This is a genomic window from Methylobacterium sp. E-041, assembly GCF_022829665.1.
Taxonomy (GTDB): domain Bacteria; phylum Pseudomonadota; class Alphaproteobacteria; order Rhizobiales; family Beijerinckiaceae; genus Methylobacterium.
The window spans coordinates 1-23,539 of the sequence record NZ_JAKSYQ010000268.1; the positions used below are offsets into that span (position 1 = coordinate 1).

Below are 23,539 nucleotides of genomic sequence, written 5' to 3' on the forward strand. Positions count from 1 at the left end.
CCCGGTGAGCTTGGCGGCGCGGTCGACCGTGTCGGAGACGGCGTCCATGTAGCGCTTGCGCCGGTCCTCCGGCAGGTCCGGCCGGCGCAGGAAGTCGACGGACGAGCGGATGATGGTCAGCAGGTTGTTGAAGTCGTGCGCCACGCCGCCGGTCAGCTGGCCGACCGCCTCGAGCTTCTGCGATTGCCGGAGGTCCTGCTCCATCCGCTCGCGCTCGGCCGCCTCGGCGAGGAGCCGGGCGTTCGCCGCGGCGAGCTCGGCGGTGCGGGCCGCCACCTGGCTCTCGAGGAGGGCCCCCGCCTCGCGGAGGAGGGCGGCCTGCGCCTCCAGCTCCGCGTGGAGCGCCACCACGCCCCGGTTGGTGTCGGACAGCTCCCGGTTCAGGCGCTGGGCTTCCTCCTCGCGTTCGGCGAGTTCGGCGAGGCTGCGCAGGAGCTCGCGGTTCTGCTCGCGCATGGCGGTCGCCGGCTCGTCCGTCCGGGCCCGGGCAACGTCGTCGGCCAGGGTGGTCAGCCGGCGCCCCGTGAAGGTCTCGGAGCCGAACGGCAGCCGCATCCCGAACGTCACCATCGTGCCGTGGTCGACGACGGATTCGATCTCGAAGCGGTTCATCAGCCGGCGCGACCCGGTGATGCCGATGCCGAGCCCGGTGGTCGAGCGGTAGCGCCCCTCCAGGATGGCATCGAGATGCGGGATGCCGGGCCCCGCGTCGCGGACGCGGATCAGCAGGATCTGGCCGCCCTCCACCGCGTCGAGGCCGTACTCGACCCGCCCGCCGCCGGCGTAGCCGTAGGCGTTGCGCGCGATCTCGGACAGGGCCGTGGCGATCCGGGTCTGGTCCTGGACGCCGAAGCCGAGGCGCTCGGCCAGCCCGCGCACCCGCTGGCGCACCGCGATGATGTCGTCCTCGTGCTCGACCAGGCTCGAGAGCAGCGGCCACCTCATGCCGGGTCCCCCCGCACGACGAGCACGGTGGCGTCGTCGCGGGCGCGGGCGAAGTCGCGCAGGATGACCCCGGCCACGAGGGTCGGGTGGGCGCCGGCGAGGCCCGGATGGGCGTCGAGGGACCAGCCCGTCGCGATGCCGTCGGAGCAGAGCACGAACACGTCCCGCGCCTGCATCGGGTACTCGAACTCCTGGATCCGCCGGGCCGCGTGGCCGGCCGTCCCGGCCAGGCTGACCGTCCGCTTCATCGCCGCGCCGGAGACCACCGCCCCGGCGACGTTGCCGATGCCGGCCAGCGCGAGGGTGGCACGATCCCGGGCGTAGCGCGCGACGGAGATCGCGCCGCCCCGGGTGTGGGAGAGGCCCGCGTGGATGGCGGCGAGGATCGCGGCGGGCGGCTCGTCGCGATGGCGCCGGAACAGCTTGAGGGCCTCCTCGGACGCCTTGGCGGCCTCCGGCCCGTGGCCGAGGCCGTCCGACACGATGGCGGTCCAGCCGTCGTCGCGCTCGCGCACGGCGTAGGCGTCGCCGTTGGCGGTCTCGCCCTTCAGCGGCACCGTCACCGCGCCGAAGCCGGGCACGCCGTCCGGGGTGCGCGTCCTGTCGATCGACAGGCGCGCCAGCACCGCGGTGCCGAGGCCGGGCCGGGAGACGATGTCGAAGGCGTCGGAGAGGCGACGCACCGCGCCGAGCCCTTCGCCGGCGCTGCCGCCGGTGGAATGGCCGTCGCGCAGGGCGAGGCCGAGATCCTGGCAACCGTTGCCCTTGTCGAGGGCGAGGATCTCGACCCCCGAGCCGGTCCCGTCCTCGTAGGTGCCCACCAGGACCTCGCCCGGCACGCCGTACTTGACGACGTTGGTGGCGAGCTCGGTGACGACCAGGGCCACGCGTCCGGCCGCGGTCTCGTCGAAGCCGATGCCCTGCGCCACGGCGACGGCGCGCCGCCGCGCCTCGGCCACCTGGCTCGCTTCCGTCACGGTGATCCGGTGCATGCTCACTTCCACCGCGCGATCGTCACGCGGGTGCCGGCTCCGGGGGTCGACGCGATGTGGAACTCGTTCGAGAGCCGCTTGGCGCCGCCCAGACCGAGGCCGAGCCCGCCGCCGGAAGTGTAGTGGTCGGTCATCGCCTGATCGATGTCGGCGATGCCGGGGCCCTGATCCTCGAAGGTCAGGCGCAGGCCCCTGCGCGTCCCGGCCTGGACGATCTCCGCGTGGACGTGGCCGCCCCCGCCGTAGTCGAGGGTGTTGCGCGCGAGCTCGCTCGCGGCGGTGACGATCTTGGTCTGGTCGACGAGCCCGAGGCCGATCTCGATGGCGAGCGCGCGGACCCGCTGGCGCACCCGCACGACGTCGTCGCCCGAGCGGATCGCGAGGGTCTCGGCCTTGGGGGGCTCAGCCTTCGTGGCCTTCACGGTCGCCCCCGCAGCCGTCCTCCTCCTCGGCGAGCCGCGCCTGGATCAGCGCCATGCCGCGCTCGACGTTGAGGGCGGTCTTGATGCCGGTCAGCTCCAGGCCGAGCTCGACCAGGGTGATGGCGACCGCCGGCCGCATGCCGGCCACGACCGTCTCCGCGTCGAGGACGCGCGAGACGGCGGCGATGCTCACCAGCATGCGCCCGATGAAGGAATCGACGATCTCCAGCGCCGAGATCTCGAGCAGGACGCCGCGTGCGCCGGTGCGCGCGATCATCGCGGTGAGGTCCTCCTCCAGCGCGAGGGCGAGGCGGTCGTGCATGTCGACCTGGATGGTGACGATGAGGGCGCCACCCAGCTTGAGGATCGGGATGCGGTCCATGGCGTCAGCCGCGTCCCTCGATGGAGGCCTGCTGGCGCACCACCTTGCGGCCGGTCCGCCTCAGGGCGACGGCGAAGGCGTCGGCCAGGGTCGCCTTCGAGACGACGTTCAGCTCGACGCCGAGATGGACCATGGTCTGGGCGATCTGGGGCCGGATGCCGGAGACGATGCAGTCGGCGCCCATCAGCCGCGCCGCCGCGACGGTCTTCAGCAGGTGCTGCGCCACCAGGGTGTCGACGGTCGGCACGCCGGTGATGTCGATGATGGCGATCTCGGCCTCCTCGTCGACGATCGCCTGGAGCAGGTTCTCCATCACGACGCCGGTCCGGGCGCTGTCGAGGGTGCCGATGAGCGGCAGCGCGAGGATGCCGTCCCAGAGCCGGACCACCGGGGTCGAGAGCTCGGCGATCTCCTGGCCCTGGCGCCCGATCACCTCCTCGCGGCTGGCCAGGAACACCTCCATGGTGTGCAGGCCGAGCCGATCGAGCACCCTGCTCGCGGCCCGGGTCCCCGCCGCCAGCGTCGCCGCGTCCGTCGCGTGGGCCTTCTCGAGGGCCTCGAAGACCGGCGGCTTGAGAGAATACACGAAGTTGGCCGTGTCGGTCGGCGTGAAGCCCTGGATCGCCCGCGAGCGCGAGATGTCGGCGAGGGTGTCGCGGAGCTGGGCGAAGCCCTCCGCGTCGGCGTCGAGCCCGCCCGCGGCGAAAGCGTCCCGAAGCTGGCGATAGACCGCCCTGGCCTGGGTCTGGAGCTCGGCCTCGCGGATGCGGCCGCTCTGAAGGGATGTCCCCTCCCGAAGGGACACGGTCCAGGCATCGAGGATGGCGGCCTCGTCGTCCGCGAGCGTCCGCTTCAGGACCTCGGCGCCATCGATACGCGTCATGTCTTCCCCCTGTCGTGATCCAGCATCTACCTGGGTCGTGACCGTTTCGATAGGCTGCATCGCCGCCAAGTCCGGTCTCTCTCGGGGCAATGCTTGCATTCGGATCAGTGAAAAGAAAGATTTCCCACGCCCGGAACCATCATCGGCCCGGACCGTCCTCGCGCGCCGCGAGACGGATGCGGCGAGGCGCCGCCTGGATTTGAGGTGCTGCGTGACTTTGAAGAGCTTGGCCAAGCTCTTGGCCAAGCGCTTGGCAGAGCCGGAGAAATCGCGTCGGCGACGACGTCCGGCCGGCGTGGAGGAGACGGCTCTCATGGTCGGGCGCCAGCGTCCGGGCGGACGGCGGCTTGCCCGTGGAACCCGGTGACGCCTCGGACGAAGCGGAGACCGACGGCGCGCTGCGCGGCCCGCCGGTCGAGGGCGGCCTCCGACCCGTCAGGGCGTCGGATCGGCCGCCGCGACGGCGTCGTCGAGCTTCCGCAACAGCGTGCAGAGCTGCTCGGAGGGCGGCGGCGTCGGCAAGGCCTCGTACATCGCGCGCAACGTGCGGCCGAGATGCCGCTCGGTCGCGTTCACGGGCGAGGCGTAGAGCCAACGACTCTCGAAGAAGGGCACGGTCGTCTCGCTTTCGGCGTCGGGCAGGGCTGCGTCCCGGCGACCCTGCCCGATCGACGGATTCGATCCGGCGTCGCGGCAGCCCCCGACATCAGACTTAGCCAAGCGTGCTCGTCGCCCGGAGTTCCCGTCACGGGTTCGATGACAGGCATGCGTCCGATCGATGCTTGCGCCATCTTGATGAGCCGAGCCTTCAGGCTCGACCCGACTTGGCCGAGACGCGCAGGATCCGGGCGCCGACGCTCGCGTCCCGGCGTCCGGCCGGACCTCCGATCACTCGGCCGCGCGGAGCGGGCGCTCGCCGACATCGGCCTGCGCGGCCTCGCGCTCGGCGGCTTCGAGGAAGGCGTGCGCCTCCGAGCGGCGCTCGAAGACGTGCGGGGCGAGGCCGCGGCGGCTCAGGGCCTCCTGCATCTTCAGGCGCAGGAAGGCGCTCGTCGCGTAGCGCGTCGTCGTGAGGTAGTGGTACTTCGACAGGTACTCGATCATCTCGGCGTAGTCGTCGTAGAGGTTCTCGCCGATGCGGAACCCGTCGTGGTTGACCACCGAGTTCACCCGCTGCCCGGCCTTCAGGCAGGCGGTCTCGAGCACCTGACGCAGCGCGTCGATGTCGCCCTTCGAGCGGACCTGCCAGCCTTCGAGGTTGACGAACAGCAGGTTGCGCGCCGGGTCGTAGCTCACCCGGTCGGGTAGGTTGAGGTTCAGGAGGTCGGCGAGCAACTCCATCGGCTCGTCGCGGAAGATGCGCGGGTCCATCGGGATCGGGTTCTCGATCACCGGCGTGAAGTCCATGTGGGCGAGGATGTCGCGGCCGATGTCGATGCCCGGCGCCACCTCGATCAGCTCCAGCCCGGCCTGGGTCAGGTTGAAGACGCAGCGTTCCGTCACGTAGAGCACCGGCTGCCGCCGCTCCTGCGCGAACGGCCCGCTGAAGGTGTTCTGCTCGACGGATCCGACGAACTTGCGCGAGCGGCCCTCCTGCACGATCCGCAGGCGGCCCTCGTCGATCTCGGTGACGAGGCCGCCGGAGGTGAAGGTGCCGGCGAACACCACCTTGCGCGCATTCTGCGAGATGTTGATGAAGCCGCCGCAGCCGTTGAGCCGCCCGCCGAAGCGGCTGGTGTTGACGTTGCCGGCGCCGTCGCACTCGGCCATGCCGAGGCAGGTCATGTCGAGGCCGCCGCCGTCGTAGAAGTCGAACATCTGGTTCTGGTCGATGATCGAGTCGGCGTTGGTGGCCGCGCCGAAGCTCGAGCCCGAGGCGAGCACGCCGCCCACGGCGCCGGCTTCCGTCGTCAGGGTGATGTAGGGGGTGACCTTCTCCTCGTTGGCGATCGAGGAGATGCCTTCGGGCGCGCCGACGCCGAGGTTGACCACGCCGTTCGGCGGCAGCTCGAACGCGGCGCGGCGGGCGATGATCTTGCGCGCGTCGAGCGTCATCCGCTTCAGGCCGGTGACCGGCACGCGGATCTCGCCGGCGAGCGCCGCGTCGTGCTGCACGCCGTAGTTCATGCGGTGCTGCTCGGGCGGCGCCACCACGACGCAATCGACCAGGATGCCCGGCACGCGCACGTCCTTGGGCTTGATCGAGCCCTGCTCGACGATGCGCTCGACCTGCGCGATGACGATGCCGCCGTTGTTGCGGGCGGCCATCGCCTGGGCGAGGTTGTCCAGCGTCAGCGCCTCCTTGGAGACGCAGAGGTTGCCCGACGGGTCGGCGCTGGTGGCGCGGATGAAGGCGACGTCGATCTTGGTGGCCCGGTAGAACAGCCACTCCTCGCCCTCGACCTCCACGACCTTGACGATCTCGTCGGTCGTCAGGGTGTTCACGCGGCCGCCGCCGTGGCGCGGGTCGACGTAGGTGTGGAGGCCGACCTTCGAGAACAGGCCGGGCTGGCCGGCGGCGCAGGCCCGGTAGAGCTGCGAGATCACCCCTTGCGGCAGGTTGTAGCCGCGGATGCGGTTGTCCTGCGCGGCCTGCGCCACCTTGGGCATCCGCCCGAAGTTCGCCGCGATCACCCGCCCGAGCAGGCCCTCGTGGTGGAGGCGCCCGGTGCCGAGGCCTTTGCTGTCGCCGGCGCCGGCGGTCATGATCAGGGTGAGGTTGCCGGGCGCGCCGGTCTCGACGAAGCGCTTCTCCAGGGCCGCGTGCAGCGCCTCGGGGATGCAGCTCTGCACGAAGCCCGTCGTCGTGACGACGTCGTCGGTGCGGATGAGGGCGATCGCCTCGTCGGCGCTGACGATCTTGTTCTTCTTCACGCGACTCTCCCTGCCGACGACCGTTCCGGTCTTGCGGCCACTGCCTTGCGGCACCTGTTGGCTCAGGCTCTATTCTTGACGGACCGCGACGGCTCGGCTGCACGGGACCGCTCGGGGGGAGGTTAGGGCAAGCCAAGGCTGCCCTGCAAACGAACATTATTTGTCGCGACGTTGAAATTAACTCGTTCTTCCACGCGCAGAATATTGAATTCAAACCCTGCGCCTTCGGCATCCCGCGGCGCTTCCGCACGCGCGCGGCTCACTGGTCAGCCGGCCGGCGCCGTGTCATGGGCTGAAGCCGTGACCGATGATCCCCACGCCCTCCGCGCCGCAGAAGCGGCCAGCCTCGGCTGGTCCGGCTTCTTCGAGGACCAGTGCGAGGCCGCCGATGCCGGCTTCGCGCCGATGCGGATCGCCCTGGTCCACCGCTCCCGGTTGACGGCGCTGTCGGCCGCCGGCCCCGTCGAGCTGATCCTGCCGGTCCACGCCAGCACCGGCGACGTCACCGTCGGCGACTGGGTCCTGGCCGATCCGCGGACGCTGACCCTGCACCGCCGATTGTCGCGGAGGACCGTGCTGCAGAGGCGCACCGAGGGCGGCAAGGTCCCGCAGGCCGCGGCCGCCAACGTCGACACCCTGTTCGTCGTCACCTCGTGCAACGCCGACTTCAACCCGGCCCGCCTGGAGCGCTACCTCGCCCTGGCCAACCAGGGCGGCACCGACCCGGTGATCCTGCTGACCAAGGCCGACCTGACCGACGACGTCGAGGCCTACCGCCGGCAGGCCGCCGCCCTCCAGCGCGGGCTGTCGGTGGTCGGCGTCAACCCGCGCCGCCCGGACGCCGCGGCGGCGCTGGCGCCCTGGTGCGGGCCCGGGCAGACCGTCGCGCTCGTCGGCTCGTCCGGCGTCGGCAAGTCGACGCTCGTCAACACCCTGGCCGGGCCCGGCCAGGACGCGCCGCAGGAGACCGGCGCGATCCGGGAGCACGACGCCAAGGGGCGCCACACCACGACAGGCCGCTCGCTGCACGCGATGGCCGGGGGCGGCTGGGTGATCGACACGCCGGGGATGCGCACGCTCCACGTCAGCGACGCCGCGGAGGGGATCGACACGCTGTTCGCCGAGATCACCGAGCGCGCGCCCGACTGCCGGTTCCGCGACTGCACCCACGCGCACGAGCCGGGCTGCGCGGTGCAGGCCGCCATCGCCGACGGAACCCTCGACCCCGACCGCCTGGACCGCTGGCGCAAGCTCGTCGCGGAGAATCGCGACAAGACCCCGGCCACGGCGCCGCGGCGCCCGCGCAGGCACTGAGCGCTCGACCGGTATTCGCCGGCTCTTGACCGGGTCGTCCGGCGCGGATCGACTGTCCTTTCGCGCGCCGTCACCGGACCGTCACGCACGCGACCTATCCGAAGGCGTTCGAAGTCCGATCGCCGTCGAGATCCGTCATGTCCGATTCTGCCCGCCTGACACCGCACCTGTCGGGCGCCGAACCGAGGCGCCGCCCGGGTCCGACGCTCGATCGTGGCCTGCATCCGGGCGGGATCGTCGCCTTCCTGCTGATCCTGGTGGCGGGCCTGGTCTACGCCGGCGTCAGCCTGATCACCGACATGAACGCGGTCGGCCAGACGCCGCTGGCGATCGGCGCCTTCGTGCTCCTCGGCCTCGCCCTGCTGATCGCGCTGGCCTTTGAGTTCGTGAACGGCTTCCACGACACCGCCAACGCGGTGGCGACCGTGATCTACACCCACTCGATGCCGCCGCTCGTGGCGGTGATCTGGTCCGGCGCCTTCAACTTCCTCGGCGTGATGCTGTCCTCGGGCGCGGTGGCCTACGCCATCGTCACGCTGCTGCCGGTGGAGCTGATCCTGCAGGTCGGGTCGGGCGCCGGCTACGCGATGATCTTCGCGCTGCTCATCGCCGCGATCGTCTGGAACCTCGGCACCTGGGCCTTCGGCCTGCCGAACTCCTCGTCGCACGCGCTGATCGGCTCGGTGATCGGCGTCGGGCTGGCCAACCAGCTGATGGCGCCGGAAGGCTCCGCGACCTCGGGCGTCGACTGGGCCCAGGCGCTCGGCGTGTTCAAGGCGCTGCTGTTCAGCCCGCTCATCGGCTTCGTCGCGGCGGCCCTCCTGCTGCTGGCGCTCAAGCTCACCGTGCGGCGCAAGGACCTCTACGAGGCGCCCGAGGGCGACACGCCGCCCCCGCTCTGGATCCGTTCGCTGCTGATCCTGACCTGCACGCTGGTCTCGTTCTTCCACGGCGGCAACGACGGCCAGAAGGGCATGGGCTTGATCATGCTGATCCTGATCGGCGCGGCGCCCACCGCCTACGCCCTGAACCGCACCATGGCCGACGACACGACGCCGGCCTTCATCCAGACCTCGCAGAGCGCCAGCGCGGTGTTCGCGAGCCACGCCGGGACGACGGCCCAGCCCGACGCGGCGGCCGCCCGCAAGCAGGTCTCGGACGCGCTCAAGACCAAGGACCTGAACCAGCCGGCGGTCTACGGCGCGCTCGCGGCCCTCTCCACCGACATCGCCGCCAACGTGCGGAACTACGGCGCGATCAAGCAGGTGCCGGCGGCGCAGACCTCGAACCTGCGCAACGACATGTACCTCGCCGCCGACGCGATCCGGCTGCTGCCGAAGAACGGCGCCAGCTTCTCGGAGGCCGAGGCCGGCACGCTGAAGGCCTATACCGGCCTGCTCAACGACGGCACGCGCTACATCCCGACCTGGGTGAAGGTCTGCGTCGCGCTGGCGCTGGGCCTGGGCACCATGGTCGGCTGGAAGCGGATCGTGGTCACGGTCGGCGAGAGGATCGGCAAGACCCACCTGACCTACGCGCAGGGCGCCTCGGCCGAGCTCGTCGCCGCCGGCACGATCGGGCTGGCCGAGGTCTACGGCCTGCCCGTCTCGACCACCCACATCCTGTCCTCGGGCGTCGCCGGCACCATGGCGGCCAACGGCTCCGGGCTGCAGATGTCGACGGTGCGCAACATGGCGCTGGCCTGGGTGCTGACCCTGCCGGCGGCGATCACCCTGGCGGGCGTCCTGTTCTTCATCCTCCGCCACGTCTTCTGAGGCCAACGCCTTTCAAAGCCTGCGCATGTCCCGCTCGTCGCCCCGGGATCGCCCGCGGCGATCACCCGGACGCGTCTGACCGGATCGTGCGCCCGGCCGGGCGAGGGCGCGCGCGGTCGGGTTTCAGGGGCGGCGCCTTGCATGCCGACGGCCGGCTCCACGGCCTCGGCGGGGCTGCAAACCCGGTCGATGTCGGCTAGGCCGGGACCGATCCGGCCTCCTCGGCCGGGCGTTCGCGAGCCGCGGCCCAGCATGCCTCCCACCTCCTCGATCGCTCGCCTGATCCTGGTGCTCGCGGCCGCGGGCTTCTCCAGCACCTTCGCGTGGCGCTCGGTCGAGCCGCTGGTCGGCGTGCTGGCGCGCGACCTGCGCAGCGACGCCCACACCGTGGCGCTGCTCTCGACCGCTTTCGCGCTGCCCTACGCGCTGATCCAGCCGATCCTCGGGCCGGTGGGCGACGCGGTCGGCAAGGAGCGGGTCATCACCGCGTGCCTCGCGGTGCTGGTGGCGGCGCTGGTCGGCTGCGCCTTCGCCGAAGACCTGCGCCTGCTCTTCGGCCTGCGGATGGTGGCGGGCGCCGCGGCCGGCGGGGTGATCCCGCTGGCGCTCGCCCTGATGGGCGACCGGGTGCCGATGGAGCGCCGCCAGGTGGCGATCGGCCGCTTCCTCGTCGCGGTGATCCTCGGCCAGCTCTCGGGCTCAACCTTCGCCGGGCTGATCGAGGGGCAGGTCGGCTGGCACGGCGTGTTCGCGATCAACGCCGCGGTCGCCGTGCTCGGCTGCGCCGCGACCCTGCTCGGGTTCGACCGGAGCGGCCGCCTTCCGGCGCGACGGCCGGAATTCGGGCTGGCGCTGACGCGCTATCGCACGATCGTGGCCAATCCGCGCGCGCGGGTGCTGTTCGCGGCGGTGTTCGTCGAGGCGATCGCGGTGTTCGGCATCTTCCCGCACCTCGCGCCGCTGATCGAGGCGCGCGGCGAGGGCGGCCCGCGCGAGGCCGGGCTGGCGCTCGCCGGCTTCGCCGTCGGCGGGCTGATCTACTCCGCCCTCGTCGGCCTGCTGGTCCGGTTCCTCGGGATGCAGCGGATGCTGGTCGGCGGCGGCCTCGTCTGCGCCGGTGCCCTGACCATGATCGGCCTCGCGGGGCGCTGGCAGCTCGACGCGGCCGCCCTCGTCGCGATGGGGCTCGGCTTCTACATGCTGCACAACACGTTTCAGGTGCAGGTGACCGAGGTCGCCCCGACCGCCCGCGCCTCGGCGGTGGCGCTCCACGCCTTCTCGTTCTTCTGCGGGCAGGCGCTCGGCGTCGCCGTGCTCGGCGTCGCGCTCCAGGGCATCGGCCAGCTCGCGGCGCTCGCCGCCTGCGCCGTCACGATCCTCGCCGTCGGGATCGCGACCGCCGTGCTGCTGGCAAGGCCGGCGGGGCGGGGCGCAGAGTAGGTCTCTTCGCGAATCCGCTCGGTTTCGACGCCCACGCGCGCCTTCCCTCCCCCTCTGCGGGGGAGGGAAAGAGCGCCACGTCACGCCGGCACGCGCGGCCGCGCCCGTGCCGCCACGGTGCGCGAGGCCGTCTCGCGCAGGGCCTGCTCGATGGCGGCGTTGGCGCGGCCGCGCAGCAGCCTGGTCGCCTCCGCCTCGTCGAACGTGTCGGGGAAGCGCCGGGCCAGCCAGAGGTAGGCTGCGGCGAGCTTGACCGTGCGTTCGAGGTACTCGAGCTCGCCGCCGACGTTGGCCCGCAGAGCCGGGACGGCGGCGCCGGCCGCGCGGGCCTGGACCCAGCGGTCGAGCACCGCGGTCGAGGCCGGGTCGCGCCGGTCGATCGGGCAGACCGCGAAGGCGAAGGCCTCGCGGATCGGCAGGTGCGCCGTGTCGACCGCGCGCGCCGCCTCCAGCGCCTCCTCCATCGCGGAGGGCTGGAACGGGGACCCCTCGTAGAACGTCGCGCGGGAAAAATGCGTCAGCACCTCGGCGAGCGAGTCGGTGCCGAGTTCGGCCGCCGCCGCCTCGATCGCGATCAGGTCCGGCCGGACGTAGAACCGGGTGTCGGCGGCGGGCGCCGTCGGCGCGCCGGCCAGCGCATCGCGGATCGGGCCGAGGCTCACGTCGTCGGTGGCCGAGACGTGGCCCTCGTCCTGATGGCCGAAGCGCCCGGCCCGGCCGGCGATCTGGCGGATCTCGGGATTGGTGAGCGGGCGGGTCGCCGTGCCGTCCCACTTGGTGACCGCCGAGAAGATCACCCGCTTGAGCGGTCCGAGGTTCAGGCCCATGCCGATCGCGTCGGTGGTGACCAGCACCTCGGCCTCGGCGTTGCGGAACCGTGCCGCTTCCGCCCGGCGCACCTCCGGCGAGAGCGCGCCGTAGATGGTGGCGACGCTGCGCCCGGCCGCCACCAGCGCCTCGCGGTTCTCGTGCACGGCCCGCCGCGAGAAGGCGACGACGGCATCCCCCGGCTTCACGGATTCGAGGGGCACGGGCTCGTCGAGCGCCACCAGCGGGGTCTTGCGCACGAAGGTCACGACGTCGAGCGATTCGCCCGCGGCCTCCGCCGCGCGGCGGACATGCGAGAGCGCGTCGTCCGAGCCGCAGACGATCACGGTCTTCGCCGGGATCCCGAACAGCGCGTTGGTCCAGGCCCAGCCGCGATCGGGGTCGGACAGCATCTGGATCTCGTCGATCACCGCGACCTCGACCGGGCGGCGCAGGTCCGCGGTCTCGATGGTGCGCGCGGTGTGGCTCGGGTCCGGCTCCCCCAGAATCTCCTCGCCGGTGACCATGCCGGCGCGCAGGCCCCGCTCGAGCAGGGCCTCGTAGTTCTCCAGCGCGAGCAGGCGCAAGGGCGCGAGGTAGGTCCCGGTCGGCGCCTTCGCCAGCACCTCCAGCGCCGCGTAGGTCTTGCCGGAATTGGTCGGGCCCATGTGGAAGACGATGCGCCGGTTCAGCCGGCGGGCGGGCACGAACTTGTCGATGTAGGAGCCGAACCCGACCCGGTCGCGCAGGCGGCGACGGCCGGATTCCTCGCGCGCCACCGCCTTCGCCCGCGTCCGCACCGTCTTCAGGGTGTCGAGGATCGCGTGGGCGAGGTTCGGCGCGGGCGTGAAGACGCGAGCGCGCAGCGACCGGTCGAGATGGGCGATGTAGGTCGGCGCGTCCGCCCCGATCTCGTGGAGGTCGTCCCGGATCTGGTCGCGCAGGCGCGCGACCGTGCGGTGGAGCGTGCGCGCCGAGGCCGCCGACGTCTCGGCCAGCGCCCGGCGCAGGTCGTCGAGGCGCCAGGCCGGATCGTTGCCGAGCGCCATCTCCTCCAGGATCTCGGCCGCCGCCTCGCCCGGCGGCCCGTCGAGGCGCAGGTCGAGGCGGCCGTCGTCGAGGAGCGGCAGGCTCACCCGGAGCCGCCAGGCGAGGGCGCCGTCCCGCCCCGGCTCGGCCCGGAGCGCCGGCAGGGCGAGCTTCAGCGCCGCGACGCCGGTCTGCGAGAAGGCCTGGCGCGCCGTCCCGTCGCGGAGCGCCGCGGCGACGGCGGAATCCTCGACGAAGCCGTCCTGCTCGGGCAGGCCCATCCGGACGCGCAGGGCCTCGCGGTCGATCGCGGCCGCCGCGATCCCGAGCCGGTGCAGGGCGTCGGCCAGGATATCGGTCGTCAGGTGGATGCGCTTGCGAGCCATGCCCTACCTTCTCGGCCGCGACGCGCCGGATCAAGCACGCCGGCAGGTTCTCAACGGTTGCGGACGAGCCAGCGGGCGATGCGGGGGCGGAGCGGCAGGAACGCGCGATAGGCGATCTCGGCGAGCGGCAGCACGACCGGGAGCCGCGCGATCCGCGCGAGCCAACGCCAGCGCGGCAGCGCACTCCACAGCCGGGCGAAGCCCGCCGCCCCCGACCGGAGCCGGCCGTCGGCGTCGCGGACATGGAAGCGGGCGCGGGCCGCCGCACGGTCGAGGTCCGGCCCGAGGGGAGCGCCGTCCGGCGCCACGTCGACGAAGGCGATGCGCTCGGCCCCGCGGCAGCGGCGATAATGCCCGATCTCCGCCCGGCAGAGCGGGCAGGCTCCGTCGTAGTAGACGGTCAGCGTCTCGTCGGGCACGGGATGGTCCTCTTGGCGACCCCCGGGAGATAGGGGGGCAGGGCCCACGCGGCAGCGCGGCCGGACGCCGCTGGGCCGGTCGCACGCCCGGGCCGCAAAGCCCTCGCGCCTCATTAGCGACCGGCGTCGCAGATCCCTCCAAGGGGCCGGGTCGAAGCGGGAGTCCCTTCCCCCAGAGGGAGCCGCGCGGCGCTGGCCACGCCCCATTCGAAGACGTTCGACGCCGTGCGATCCGAACCCCCATCGGCAAGCTCAGCCGCAGCCTCCGCCCTATCGGCGGTCGTAGGGATCGTAGGGCGCGAGCGCATCGCCGAGCGCCTTGGCGGCCGGATCACGCCGGAGATCGAGCTCCCGGTCGAGGGCGCGCACGAAGCGCTCGCGGCCGGCTTCCAGCTCGCGGCCGAGGCCGCCGAAGGCCTCGGCGACCTCGACATGGGGCGGCCCGTCGGTGACGAGGTAGTCGATCCCGCAATCCGGCTCGGCCGGGCGCCCGGCAGGGCGGAGCCAGTAGCAGATGCGGACGCGGGTGAACGGCTCGCCCGCGCGCCGCTCGACCCGGGCGGGCGCCAGTCGAAAGCTGTCTGGCCGGGCCCGCTCGGCATAGGCGAGGCTCTGGCCGACGGTGACGAAGCCCTGCGTGCGGTGCCCGCGCACCAGCGCCATCGCCCGCGCGTCGGAGAGGTCCGCCGGCTGCGCCTGGGCGCCCGCGAGCGAGGCGAGGCCGAGGGCCGCTGTCATAAAAGCCCGCCGCGCCGCCCGCAGCGACGGCCTCGCGGGCCGGCCGGCCTCGTCCGGCGTTGCAGCGCGGCTGGGCTTCACCATGTCTTGCTCCGATCCCGCTTCGCGTGCGTGAAGCCCGATGCTGCAGGAGCCTGTACCGTGCCGCGCTACTTCTTCAACACACGGATCGGCGACGACTGGGTGACGGACCCGGACGGCGCCGACCTGCCCGATGCCGACGCCGCCTGGGAGGCCGCCCGCGACACCATCCTGGCGGCGCTGCGCGCCGGCCAAGCGCGTGAGGCGCGGGACCAGGCCCGGCTGATGACGGCCGACCTCGTCGTCACCGATGCCGCGGGCGAGATCGTGCTGGAATTCCCCTTCGCCGAGGCGGTCGAGATCGACCCGGACCCCGGCGCGACGTTGCACTGACCGCGACACGCGGCATCGATCTCAGCGCTCGGCGCTTCGCTTGCGCAGGGGCCGCGTCAGGCGGGTGCCGGCCGCGACGAAGCCGGTGGCGGCGCAGAAGGCTTCGAGGTCCGGCCGGTCCGGCGGCAGCACCATCTCCAGCCCGTCGCATCCGGCGGTGCGCGCGGCCTGCGCCGCCGCCTTGAGCAGCAGGCGCCCGAGCCCGCGCCGGCGGTCGTCGGGCGCGACGAGGAGCGTCGTGATCTGCGCGATCGGCTCGGCGACGAGGGTGCGGTACCAGTGCAGCACGACGAGGCCGCCCGGCGGCCCCCACTCGACCGCGACGAGGGCCGCACCGTCGCGGCCGCGCAGGGCCTCGATCCGCTCGGCGAGGTCGCGGACCGCGATCGCCGGGCCGCCCGAGCCGATCAGCGCGGCGAGCCCCGGCGCGTCGGCGGCGCTGGCCGCCCGGATCTCCAGCCCGTACCGACCGCTCAAGCCCCACCCCCGCTCATCCCGACCATCGTCATCCCGTCGCTTTCCCGCCGCCGATCGATGCGCGCGCCGCATCGATCCATCCAGCCTTTGAGTTGGACGCCGCGCCGGGGACGCTCCTAACCTGAGATCGCAAGCGGCCGCCGGGGCCCCGTCGAGGGGCCTTCAGAGAACGGCCGCTGTCCGCCGCGGCACCGGCCGGGCGGTCCGCCTTCAGGGAGAAGGTCGTATGAGCGCGGGTCTCGCCATGACCGCGGTGAAGCGCAGCCGCGTGCGGCTCCTCATCGTGACGATGCTCTTCATCGCCACCACCATCAACTACGCCGACCGCGCGACGCTCTCCATCGCCGGCCCGTCGCTGGCCAAGGACCTGGGCCTCGATGCGGTGGCGATGGGCTACGTCTTCTCCGCCTTCGCCTGGTCCTACGTCCTGGCGCAGCTGCCCGGCGGCTGGCTGCTCGACCGCTACGGCGCGAAGTGGGTCTATGCCGGCGCGATCTTCCTGTGGTCGGCCTTCACGCTGATGCAGGGGGCGGTCGGCTTCTTCACCGGCTTCACCGCGGTGGCGGTGCTGTTCGGCCTGCGCCTGCTGGTGGGACTCGCCGAGGCGCCGGTGTTTCCGGCCAACGCCCGGATCACCGCGGCGTGGTTCCCCACCGCCGAGCGCGGCACCGCCTCGGCCTTCTTCAATGCCTCGCAGTACTTCGCCACCGTGCTGTTCACGCCGCTGATGGGCTTCGTCGTCCACCATTACGGCTGGCACCACGTCTTCACCCTGATGGGCGCGCTCGGCATCGCCTTCGCGCTGCTGTGGACCCAGGTGATCTACGGGCCGAAGGAGCACCCCGCGATCAACCAGGGGGAGCGCGACTACATCGAGGCGGGCGGCGCCCTCCTCGACATGGACGGCCGCGACGCGGGCGTGGCCCAGGTCGACGCCGGCCGCACGATCCGGCAGCTGCTCGCCAACCGCATGCTGCTCGGGATCTACGTCGGGCAGTACTGCATCACCACGCTGACGTACTTCTTCCTGACCTGGTTCCCGGTCTACCTCGTGAAGGAGCGCGGCCTGTCGATCCTGCAGGCGGGCTTCGCCGCGGTGCTGCCGGCGCTCTGCGGCTTCGTCGGCGGCATCCTGGGCGGCTGGATCTCGGATCGGCTGCTCAAGCGCGGCTGGTCGCTGACCGCATCACGGAAGATCCCGATCGTCGGCGGGATGCTGCTGTCGATGGTCATCGTCGGCTGCAACTACGTCCAGACCGACGCGCTCGTGGTCGGGCTGATGGCGCTCGCCTTCTTCGGCAAGGGCGTCGGGGCGCTCGGCTGGGCGGTCGTCTCCGACACCTCGCCGCGCCAGGGCGGCGGCCTCTCGGGCGGGCTATTCAACACCTTCGGCAACACCGCCGGCATCACCACCCCGATCGCGATCGGCTACATCGTGCAGCAGACGGGGTCGTTCAACGGCGCGCTGGTGTTCGTCGGGCTGAACGCGCTCGTCGCCGTGTTCTGCTACCTCGTCGTCGTCGGCGAGATCCGGCGGGTGGAGCTGCGCTGAGCGGGCTCGCGCCGGCAAGGCGACGCTTCAAAGGCGACACGTCTCCGGCCCGGCTTCCAGACCGGTCGCAGGTTGCGCGGACCCGCAGAACACGTCCGCGCAACCGGCTCAAGCGGACCGCCGCCGCCACCCCTCGGGCACGGGATGGCGGGCATGCGCCTCGGCCAGCGCTTCGAGCCAGCCTGCGACGTCGGGTGGGATCGCGGCGTCGCCGGAGGCCCAACGGCGCACCAGGCGGTCATCGCAGGCCAGGGCCTGAGCGAAGCCCCGTTGCGACCAGCGCAGCCGGGCGAGCACGTCGCGGAGGCGGCTGGCGGTCACCCGCCCAACACCTTGATGAAGGCGGCGCCCGCGCCGAACAGCGCAGCACCCGCGGCCATGCCGGACAGGGCGATCTGCCAGGGTGCCAAGGCTCGCTCGCGCGTCAGCTTGTCGGCCTCGGCGCGCAGCTTAGCCTGTTCCTCAATGAATTTCTGGGTCTCGGCGTTCGACCGGAGGACGCGAGCGACCTGCTCGGCGATGTCGAGGCTGTTCGGAGCGGATGTGCCGGCCATCGGGGTCGTCCTGCAATTTAGCCGGGGAACTCCCGCGAACATGTCCGCAATATGAGGGACGATCGGACGAACGTCAACGACGGCGAAGTCGAACGTGCCCGTGACGACCCACCTCGCCGAAGCGACGCCACCCGATCGAGACCGTCTTCCGCAAGCCGAAGGCGTTCAAGCGCATCGCGAGGCAGGCCGACGAGACCGATCGAAGCTTTGCTGCCATCATCCGTCTCGCCGCGACCGGCATCGGGATGCGATCAATCCAGGCACGTCGCAACCCGGGTCGCCTTTCCAGGATCGCGCATGTTCGACTTCAGCCAGCTCCGGTGCTTCGCGGCCGTCGCCGAGGAGCTGCATTTCGGCCGGGCCGCCGCCCGGCTGAACATGACCCAGCCGCCGCTCTCGCGGCAGATCCAGGTCCTGGAGCGCATCCTCGACGTGCAGCTCCTCGACCGCACCAGCCGCTCGGTGCGCCTGACCGCGGCCGGGCGCAGCTTCCTGCCCGAGGCGCAGCGCATCCTGCGGCTCGCCGAGACCGCGACCCACGTCACCCGCCAGGTCGCGGCCGGAAGGGCCGGGGTGCTCAAGCTCGGGTTCACGGCGGCTTCGGCCTACGACTTCCTGCCCCGCCTCGTCATCGCCGCCCGGGCCGCGCTGCCGGACGTGACGCTCGCGCTGCGCGAGATGGTGACCAAGGATCAGGTCGAGGAACTGCTGGCCGGGCGCATCGACGCGGCGCTGGTGCGCCCGCCGGTCAGCCATCCCGACCTCGCCTCCGTGCGGGCGCTGGCCGAGCCGATGGTGGTCGCCGTGCCCGCCGGCAATCGCCTGGCGGCGCACGCGGGCCTGACGCTGGCGGACCTCGACGGCGAACCGTTCATCGCCTACGCGCCGAACGAGGCGCACTACTTCCACGACCTCGTCCGCGGCCTGTTCGCCGAGGCCGGCATCCAGCCGCGCATCCTGCAGCAGCTGACGCAGATCCACTCGATCCTGGCACTGGTGCGTGCCGGCCTCGGGGTCGCCCTGGTGCCGGCGGCGGCCGAGCGCCTGCGCTTCGAGGGCGTCGCGTTCCGCCCCCTCGACCTGCCCGCGCCGCGCCCGGCCGAGCTGCACCTCGCCTGGCGCCGCGACGGCGACGACCCGCTGATCGCGCGCCTGATCGCGATCCTGGCAGTGCTGCCGCCGGGATGATCGATGCCTGTCGCGCATCGATCGATCCAGCCTTTGGCTTGGACCCGCATCGGCATCCTTGCGAGAACGTGCGGCAGACGGCGCGCCAGACGCCGGTCCCGTCAACGCCCCGGGAGGCACGCATGCAGGCCGACGCCGTCGATGCCCCGTCGCGCGGATTTTCGCGCTCCCCCACCGTCACCGCGATGCGGGTCGTGCCGGTCGCCGGCCGCGACAGCATGCTGCTCAACCTCAGCGGCGCGCACGGCCCGTTCTTCACCCGCAACCTGGTGATCCTCGAGGATTCCACCGGCGCGACGGGCCTCGGCGAGGTGCCCGGCGGCGAGCGCATCCGCGGCGTGCTGGAGGAGGCCCGCGACCTGATCGTCGGGCGCCCGCTCGGCGCCTGGCAGGCGGTGCTCAACGCGATGCGCGCGCGCTTCGCCGACCGCGATTCCGGCGGGCGCGGCCTCCAGACCTTCGACCTGCGCGTCACCATCCACGCGGTGACGGCGGTGGAATCCGCCTTCCTCGACCTGCTCGGCCAGTTCCTCGACGTGCCGGTGGCGGCCCTGCTGGGCGAGGGCCAGCAGCGCGACGCCGTCGAGATGCTGGGCTACCTGTTCTACGTCGGCGACCGCCGCCGCACCGATCTGCCCTATCGCGAGCCGACCGCCCGCGACGGCTGGATGCGGCTGCGCGACGAGGAGGCCCTGACGCCCGACGCCGTCGCACGCCTGGCCGAGGCCGCGCATGCGGCCTACGGCTTCAACGACTTCAAGCTGAAGGGCGGCGTGCTCGCCGGCGAGGACGAGATCGCCGCCGTCACCGCGATCCACGAGCGCTTCCCGGAAGCCCGCGTCACCCTCGACCCGAACGGCGCGTGGTCGCTCGCCGAGGCGATCCGCCTGTGCAAGGGCCGCGGCGGCGTGCTCGCCTACGCCGAGGATCCGTGCGGGGCCGAGGACGGGTTCTCGGGCCGCGAGATCATGGCCGAGTTCCGCCGCGCCACGGGCCTGCCCACCGCCACCAACATGATCGCCACCGACTGGCGCCAGATGAACCACGCGATTCAGCTGGGCGCCGTCGACATCCCGCTGGCCGACCCGCATTTCTGGACGCTGGCCGGCTCGGTGCGGGTGGCGCAGCTCTGCCGCGACCACGGGCTGACCTGGGGCTCACACTCGAACAACCACTTCGACGTGTCGCTGGCGATGTTCACCCACGTCGCGGCCGCCGCCCCGGGCAAGGTGACGGCGATCGACACGCACTGGATCTGGCAGGACGGCCAGCGCCTGACCAAAGAGCCGCTGGCGATCCGCGGCGGGCTCGTGCGGGTGCCGGATCGTCCGGGGCTGGGCATCGAGATTGACATGGCCGAGGTCGAGGCGGCGCACGCGCTCTATCTGGACCACGGCCTCGGCGCCCGCGACGACGCGGCGGCGATGCAGTTCCTCGTCCCGAACTGGACCTTCGACAACAAGCGCCCGTGCCTCGTGCGCTGAGGGCGACGGACGCTTCAGATCCCTCCCCCTCTGCGGGGGAGGGTGGCCCCTGCGTCGGCAGGGGTCGGGAGAGGGGAGCGCCGTATCCGGCACCGGCGCTCCCCTCTCCCGACCCGCTTCGCGGGCCACCCTCTCCCGCAGAGGGGAGAGGGAGGCGCGTGATCCGGACGACGCTCGACCTCTCAGATCGATTCCACGAAGGAGCACATCCGATGGACATCCTCTCCAACCGCTTCAAGGCGGCGCTCGGCCAGGGCCGGCAGCAGATCGGCCTGTGGTGCAGCCTCGCCAGCCCGATCTCCACCGAGGTCGTAGCCGGCTCCGGCTTCGACTGGCTGCTCCTCGACATGGAGCATTCGGCCAACGACCTGCGGGACGTCTACAGTCAGGTCCAGGCGATGATGGAGAGCCCGGCCCACGCCATGGTGCGGGTGCCGAGCGACGAGGCGATCACCATCAAGCGCATCCTCGACACCGGGGTGCAGTCGCTGATGATCCCCAACATCGACGACGCCGACCAGGCCCGCCGCGCGGTGGCCGCGACCCGCTACGCCCCGCGCGGCGTGCGCGGATTCTCGCAGGCGCCGCGCGCCGCCCGCTTCGGCCGCATCCCCGACTACCACGCCCGCTGCGAGGCCGAGATCTTCGTGGCCGTGCAGATCGAGTCGCGGCGGGCGCTGGACAACCTCGACGAGATCGCCGGCGTGGAGGGCGTCGACGGCGTCTTCATCGGCCCCGGCGACCTCTCGACCAGCCTCGGCTACCTCGGCCAGCAGAATCATCCCGACGTGGTGGCGATCATCGCGGAGACGATCGCGCGCATCACGAAGGCCGGGAAGCATGCCGGCATCCTCACCGCCAACGAGGATCTGGCCCACCGCTACATCGCCGCCGGCACCCGCTTCACCGCGGTCGGCTCCGACATGGGCCTGCTCGCGCGGCAGTCCGAGGCGCTCGCCGCCCGCTTCAGGGGCTGAGCCAGGATCAACCCTCCCCCCTCCGCGGGGGAGGGCGGATGCGCCATTCCGGGAGACACCACCATGAACATCGGATTCATCGGCCTCGGCATCATGGGCGCGCCCATGGCCGGGCACCTGATCGCCGCCGGGCACAGCCTGTTCCTGAAGAGCCGCCGGGCGGTGCCCGAGGCCCTGGTCGCCGCCGGCGGCACGCCCTGCGCCACCGCCGCCGAGGTCGCCGAGCGCGCCGACGTCGTCATCCTGATGCTGCCGGACACCCCCGACGTCGAGACGGTGCTGTTCGGCGCGGACGGCGTCGCGGCGGGCCTGAGGCCCGGCACGACCGTGATCGACATGAGCTCGATCTCGCCGATCGCGACGAAGGACTTCGCCGCCCGCATCAGGGAGCGCGGCGGCGCCTATCTCGACGCGCCGGTCTCCGGCGGCGAGGTCGGGGCGAAGAACGCCGCCCTCTCGATCATGGTCGGCGGCGACGAGGCCGATTTCGGGCGCGCACAACCGCTGTTCGCGGCCATGGGGAAGACCGTGACCCATGTCGGCCCGGTCGGATCGGGCCAGGTGGCGAAGGTCGCCAACCAGATCATCGTCGCGCTCACCATCGAGGCGGTGGCCGAGGGCCTGCTGTTCGCCTCGAAGGCCGGCGCCGACCCGGCCAAGGTCCGCGAGGCCATCACCGGGGGCCTGGCCACCTCGCGCATCCTCGAGCTGCACGGCAAGCGCATGATCGACCGCACCTTCGATCCGGGCTTCCGCATCGGGCTGCACCAGAAGGACCTGAACCTGGCGCTGGAGGGCGCCCGCGCGCTCGGGCTCAGCCTGCCGGCCACAGCTCTGGCGCAGCAGCTGTTCTCGGCCTGCGTCGCCAACGGCGGGGCGGCCTGGGACCATTCGGCGATGGTCCGCGCGCTGGAGATCATGGCCGACCACGAGGTCGGCGCCGCCTGATCAAGGCTCGATCGATCGATGCCGCGATGGCATCGATCGATCCATCGTTTGGATTGGAAGGTATCGACCGGGCGGACTAATCTGGAAACCTCAAGGAAACCGACCGCGACGGGCACGCATCCGTCGGGCGATCCCGAGGAGGAAACCATGTCGCTGGCGATTCCGGTGCAGAGCGCGACGCGCATGCGCGTGCGCTACCTGATCCTCCTCGTACTGTTCGCGGTCACGGTGCTGAACTACGCCGACCGCGCGATCATCTCGATAGCGGGCGTGCCGATCGCGCAGGAATTCGGCATCACGCCCGTGCAGATGGGCTACATCCTCTCCGCCTTCAGCTGGTCCTACGTCGCGGCCCAGCTGCCCGGCGGCTGGCTGCTCGACCGCTACGGCACCAAGTGGATCTATGCCGGCGGCGTGTTCTTCTGGTCGTTCTTCACCTTCGTCCAGGGCTGGGCCGGCTTCCTCGGCGCGGGCTCCGCGGTGGCGGTGTTCTTCCTGATGCGGATGCTGGTGGGCATCGCCGAGGCGCCGTCCTTCCCCGGCAACGCCCGCCTCGTCACCGCCTGGTTCCCGGCGGCCGAGCGCGGCAAGGCCTCGGCCGTGTTCAACGCGGCCCAATACTTCGCGCCGGTGCTGTTCGCGCCGCTCACCGCCTGGGTGACCCAGAGCTTCGGCTGGCGCTACGCGTTCTTCAGCATGGGCCTGATCGGCCTGGCGATGGTGCTGCTCTGGGTCTGGCTGATCCACGACCCCAAGGACCATCCGAGCGTCACCTCGGGCGAGCTCGACGAGATCGCCCGGGGCGGCGCGCTGGTGCAGGTCGGCGCCGCGCCGTCGGGCGCGACCACGTCGACATCGCGCGACGCGAAGCCAGTGCGGGCGGGCGCCGCCCCCGCCGCCGGCACCTGGGGAACGATCAAGCAGCTCCTCGGCAACCGGATGCTGCTCGGCATCTACGTGGCGCAGCACTGCATCAACGTGATGACCTACTTCTTCCTGACGTGGTTTCCGATCTACCTCGTCAAGCAGCGCGGCATGTCCGTGCTCCAGGCCGGCTTCACCGCCTCGCTCCCGGCCTTGTGCGGCTTCGTCGGCGGTATCCTCGGCGGCGTGATCTCCGACGCGCTCCTGCGCCGGACCGGCTCGCTCAACATCGCCCGCAAGCTGCCGATCATCGCCGGCATGCTGCTGTCGATGGTGATCATCGCCTGCAACTACGTCGACTCGCATGCCCTGGTGATCGGCCTGATGGCGGCGGCCTTCTTCGGCAAGGGCCTCGGGGCGCTCGGCTGGGCGGTGGTGTCCGACACCTCGCCCAAGGAGGCGGCGGGCCTGAGCGGCGCGCTGTTCAACATGTTCGGCAACACCGCCGGCATCACCACGCCGATCATCATCGGCTATCTCGTCCAGTCCTCGGGCTCGTTCGACACGGCGTTGGTCTTCGTCGGGATCAACGCGCTCGTGGCGATGAGCGCCTATCTCCTCCTCGTCGGCGACATCCGGCGGGTCGAGCTGCGCCGCGCCTGACCGACCGCCGAC

General features: G+C 72.0%; 23 protein-coding genes. 10 read left to right on the plus strand and 13 right to left on the minus strand.

The features are described 5' to 3' along the window. The 7 genes from MKK70_RS23915 to MKK70_RS23945 all read right to left on the minus strand — a co-directional run. On the minus strand, nt 1-945 hold a 945-nt coding region (locus MKK70_RS23915; RefSeq protein WP_243950369.1), incomplete at its 3' end, for an anti-sigma regulatory factor. Next, nucleotides 942-1,937 carry an ATP-binding protein gene (locus tag MKK70_RS23920; RefSeq protein ID WP_243938998.1) on the minus strand — a complete coding sequence of 332 codons (996 nt, stop codon included), beginning with the start codon at nt 1,935-1,937 and terminating at the stop codon, nt 942-944. The genes MKK70_RS23920 and MKK70_RS23915, both read right to left, overlap by 4 nt. Nucleotides 1,938-1,939: 2 nt before the next feature. Then, the gene (locus tag MKK70_RS23925) at nt 1,940-2,359 is read right to left on the minus strand and encodes an anti-sigma regulatory factor (RefSeq protein WP_147842251.1); all 420 of its coding nucleotides are present in this window, start codon (nt 2,357-2,359) and stop codon (nt 1,940-1,942) included. Then, entirely contained in the window at nt 2,340-2,741 is a 402-nt protein-coding gene (locus tag MKK70_RS23930; RefSeq protein WP_147725694.1) for an STAS domain-containing protein, read from the minus strand. The genes MKK70_RS23925 and MKK70_RS23930 overlap by 20 nt, the downstream gene beginning before the upstream one ends. 4 nt (nt 2,742-2,745) lie before the next feature. Next, nucleotides 2,746-3,624, minus strand: a complete 879-nt coding sequence (locus MKK70_RS23935) for an STAS domain-containing protein (protein ID WP_243938966.1) — start codon at nt 3,622-3,624, stop codon at nt 2,746-2,748. A gap of 435 nt (nt 3,625-4,059) precedes the next feature. Next, nucleotides 4,060-4,344, minus strand: a complete 285-nt coding sequence (locus tag MKK70_RS23940) for a hypothetical protein (protein ID WP_147858714.1) — start codon at nt 4,342-4,344, stop codon at nt 4,060-4,062. Between the two features lie 168 nt (nt 4,345-4,512). Next, nucleotides 4,513-6,498 (minus strand): acyl CoA:acetate/3-ketoacid CoA transferase, encoded by a 1,986-nt coding sequence (locus tag MKK70_RS23945; protein WP_243938968.1) that lies wholly within the window; start codon nt 6,496-6,498, stop codon nt 4,513-4,515. 282 nt (nt 6,499-6,780) lie between these two features. On the opposite strand from MKK70_RS23945, the gene rsgA reads away from it, so the two are divergent. The 3 genes from rsgA to MKK70_RS23960 all read left to right on the plus strand — a co-directional run bounded on the left by rsgA (nt 6,781) and on the right by MKK70_RS23960 (nt 11,027). Further along, nucleotides 6,781-7,812, plus strand: a complete 1,032-nt coding sequence (gene rsgA / locus MKK70_RS23950; protein WP_405042872.1) for a ribosome small subunit-dependent GTPase A — start codon at nt 6,781-6,783, stop codon at nt 7,810-7,812. A gap of 137 nt (nt 7,813-7,949) precedes the next feature. After that, nucleotides 7,950-9,587 carry an inorganic phosphate transporter gene (locus MKK70_RS23955; RefSeq protein WP_147858715.1) on the plus strand — a complete coding sequence of 546 codons (1,638 nt, stop codon included), beginning with the start codon at nt 7,950-7,952 and terminating at the stop codon, nt 9,585-9,587. 252 nt (nt 9,588-9,839) lie between these two features. Next, a complete protein-coding gene (locus MKK70_RS23960) occupies nt 9,840-11,027 on the plus strand; it encodes an MFS transporter (protein ID WP_243950371.1) in 1,188 nt (395 codons plus the stop codon). A gap of 80 nt (nt 11,028-11,107) precedes the next feature. Here the strand turns inward: MKK70_RS23960 and MKK70_RS23965 are convergent, their stop codons facing one another. The 3 genes from MKK70_RS23965 to MKK70_RS23975 form a co-directional block, all read right to left on the minus strand. Continuing rightward, nucleotides 11,108-13,249 carry a helicase-related protein gene (locus MKK70_RS23965; RefSeq protein WP_243950373.1) on the minus strand — a complete coding sequence of 714 codons (2,142 nt, stop codon included), beginning with the start codon at nt 13,247-13,249 and terminating at the stop codon, nt 11,108-11,110. Nucleotides 13,250-13,299: 50 nt separating this feature from the next. Next, entirely contained in the window at nt 13,300-13,668 is a 369-nt protein-coding gene (locus tag MKK70_RS23970) for a thiol-disulfide oxidoreductase DCC family protein (RefSeq protein WP_147843464.1), read from the minus strand. Between the two features lie 270 nt (nt 13,669-13,938). Beyond that, entirely contained in the window at nt 13,939-14,490 is a 552-nt protein-coding gene (locus MKK70_RS23975) for a hypothetical protein (protein ID WP_243950375.1), read from the minus strand. Between the two features lie 57 nt (nt 14,491-14,547). Here MKK70_RS23975 and MKK70_RS23980 point away from each other — a divergent pair, with 57 nt between their 5' ends. Continuing rightward, on the plus strand, nt 14,548-14,820 hold the full coding sequence (locus MKK70_RS23980; protein WP_147843465.1) for a DUF6894 family protein: 273 nt from the start codon (nt 14,548-14,550) through the stop codon (nt 14,818-14,820). A 21-nt stretch (nt 14,821-14,841) separates the two neighbouring features. Here the strand turns inward: MKK70_RS23980 and MKK70_RS23985 are convergent, their stop codons facing one another. Then, the gene (locus tag MKK70_RS23985; protein WP_243950377.1) at nt 14,842-15,297 is read right to left on the minus strand and encodes a GNAT family N-acetyltransferase; all 456 of its coding nucleotides are present in this window, start codon (nt 15,295-15,297) and stop codon (nt 14,842-14,844) included. A gap of 226 nt (nt 15,298-15,523) precedes the next feature. Between MKK70_RS23985 and MKK70_RS23990 the strand changes: the two genes are divergently transcribed. After that, entirely contained in the window at nt 15,524-16,849 is a 1,326-nt protein-coding gene (locus tag MKK70_RS23990) for an MFS transporter (protein WP_147729290.1), read from the plus strand. Between the two features lie 108 nt (nt 16,850-16,957). Here MKK70_RS23990 and MKK70_RS23995 read toward each other — a convergent pair whose 3' ends face one another. Then, nucleotides 16,958-17,170 carry a hypothetical protein gene (locus tag MKK70_RS23995; protein WP_147729291.1) on the minus strand — a complete coding sequence of 71 codons (213 nt, stop codon included), beginning with the start codon at nt 17,168-17,170 and terminating at the stop codon, nt 16,958-16,960. Further along, nucleotides 17,167-17,403 (minus strand): hypothetical protein, encoded by a 237-nt coding sequence (locus MKK70_RS24000; protein WP_147729292.1) that lies wholly within the window; start codon nt 17,401-17,403, stop codon nt 17,167-17,169. The genes MKK70_RS23995 and MKK70_RS24000 overlap by 4 nt, the downstream gene beginning before the upstream one ends. 297 nt (nt 17,404-17,700) lie before the next feature. Here MKK70_RS24000 and MKK70_RS24005 point away from each other — a divergent pair, with 297 nt between their 5' ends. The 5 genes from MKK70_RS24005 to MKK70_RS24025 all read left to right on the plus strand — a co-directional run bounded on the left by MKK70_RS24005 (nt 17,701) and on the right by MKK70_RS24025 (nt 23,527). Further along, complete coding sequence (locus MKK70_RS24005; RefSeq protein WP_243950379.1) at nt 17,701-18,591, plus strand: LysR substrate-binding domain-containing protein; 891 nt, start codon at nt 17,701-17,703, stop codon at nt 18,589-18,591. 122 nt (nt 18,592-18,713) lie between these two features. After that, entirely contained in the window at nt 18,714-20,075 is a 1,362-nt protein-coding gene (gudD, locus tag MKK70_RS24010) for a glucarate dehydratase (RefSeq protein ID WP_243950380.1), read from the plus strand. Nucleotides 20,076-20,287: 212 nt separating this feature from the next. After that, entirely contained in the window at nt 20,288-21,052 is a 765-nt protein-coding gene (locus MKK70_RS24015) for an HpcH/HpaI aldolase family protein (protein ID WP_147843655.1), read from the plus strand. Between the two features lie 63 nt (nt 21,053-21,115). Continuing rightward, the gene (locus tag MKK70_RS24020; protein WP_147843654.1) at nt 21,116-22,000 is read left to right on the plus strand and encodes a 2-hydroxy-3-oxopropionate reductase; all 885 of its coding nucleotides are present in this window, start codon (nt 21,116-21,118) and stop codon (nt 21,998-22,000) included. Between the two features lie 147 nt (nt 22,001-22,147). Next, the gene (locus tag MKK70_RS24025; protein WP_243950382.1) at nt 22,148-23,527 is read left to right on the plus strand and encodes an MFS transporter; all 1,380 of its coding nucleotides are present in this window, start codon (nt 22,148-22,150) and stop codon (nt 23,525-23,527) included. The last annotated feature ends 12 nt before the right edge of the window (nt 23,528-23,539 follow it).

Excerpts from the sequence above, each read along its gene's own strand:
- MKK70_RS23960 (WP_243950371.1), top strand. The coding sequence starts at position 9,840 with ATGCCTCCCACCTCCTCGATCGCTCGCCTGATCCTGGTGCTCGCGGCC.
- MKK70_RS23920 (WP_243938998.1), bottom strand. The coding sequence starts at position 1,937 with ATGCACCGGATCACCGTGACGGAAGCGAGCCAGGTGGCCGAGGCGCGG.
- MKK70_RS23955 (WP_147858715.1), top strand. The coding sequence starts at position 7,950 with ATGTCCGATTCTGCCCGCCTGACACCGCACCTGTCGGGCGCCGAACCG.
- MKK70_RS24000 (WP_147729292.1), bottom strand. The coding sequence starts at position 17,403 with ATGGCCGGCACATCCGCTCCGAACAGCCTCGACATCGCCGAGCAGGTC.
- MKK70_RS24015 (WP_147843655.1), top strand. The coding sequence starts at position 20,288 with ATGGACATCCTCTCCAACCGCTTCAAGGCGGCGCTCGGCCAGGGCCGG.
- MKK70_RS23935 (WP_243938966.1), bottom strand. The coding sequence starts at position 3,624 with ATGACGCGTATCGATGGCGCCGAGGTCCTGAAGCGGACGCTCGCGGAC.
- MKK70_RS24005 (WP_243950379.1), top strand. The coding sequence starts at position 17,701 with ATGTTCGACTTCAGCCAGCTCCGGTGCTTCGCGGCCGTCGCCGAGGAG.
- MKK70_RS23930 (WP_147725694.1), bottom strand. The coding sequence starts at position 2,741 with ATGGACCGCATCCCGATCCTCAAGCTGGGTGGCGCCCTCATCGTCACC.
- MKK70_RS24020 (WP_147843654.1), top strand. The coding sequence starts at position 21,116 with ATGAACATCGGATTCATCGGCCTCGGCATCATGGGCGCGCCCATGGCC.
- MKK70_RS23965 (WP_243950373.1), bottom strand. The coding sequence starts at position 13,249 with ATGGCTCGCAAGCGCATCCACCTGACGACCGATATCCTGGCCGACGCC.
- MKK70_RS23975 (WP_243950375.1), bottom strand. The coding sequence starts at position 14,490 with ATGGTGAAGCCCAGCCGCGCTGCAACGCCGGACGAGGCCGGCCGGCCC.
- MKK70_RS24025 (WP_243950382.1), top strand. The coding sequence starts at position 22,148 with ATGTCGCTGGCGATTCCGGTGCAGAGCGCGACGCGCATGCGCGTGCGC.
- gudD (WP_243950380.1), top strand. The coding sequence starts at position 18,714 with ATGCAGGCCGACGCCGTCGATGCCCCGTCGCGCGGATTTTCGCGCTCC.
- MKK70_RS23990 (WP_147729290.1), top strand. The coding sequence starts at position 15,524 with ATGAGCGCGGGTCTCGCCATGACCGCGGTGAAGCGCAGCCGCGTGCGG.